A 441-nucleotide genomic window follows, 5' to 3' on the forward strand; every position below is an offset into this window, starting at 1 on the left:
CCTACGGGAGGCAGCAGTGGGGAATCTTGCGCAATGGGCGGAAGCCTGACGCAGCGACGCCGCGTGGGGGATGACGGCCTTCGGGTTGTAAACCTCTTTCAGCAGGGACGAAGGTGACGTGTACCTGCAGAAGAAGCGCCGGCTAACTACGTGCCAGCAGCCGCGGTAATACGTAGGGCGCGAGCGTTGTCCGGAATTATTGGGCGTAAAGAGCTCGTAGGTGGCTGGTCGCGTCTGCCGTGAAAGGTCACAGCTTAACTGTGGGTCTGCGGTGGATACGAGCCGGCTGGAGGTAGGCAGGGGCAAGTGGAATTCCTGGTGTAGCGGTGAAATGCGCAGATATCAGGAGGAACACCGGTGGCGAAGGCGGCTTGCTGGGCCTTACCTGACGCTGAGGAGCGAAAGCGTGGGGAGCGAACAGGATTAGATACCCCAGTAGTC

Annotated in this window: 1 rRNA gene; it reads left to right on the forward strand. The window is 60.3% G+C overall.

What is annotated here, in order from left to right:
* A 16S ribosomal RNA gene (locus AADR41_RS42500) occupies nt 1–441 on the forward strand; the annotation flags it as partial.

Origin of the sequence: Streptomyces sp. CLV115, from assembly GCF_038448545.1 — a bacterium.
Lineage (GTDB): Bacteria > Actinomycetota > Actinomycetes > Streptomycetales > Streptomycetaceae > Streptomyces > Streptomyces sanglieri.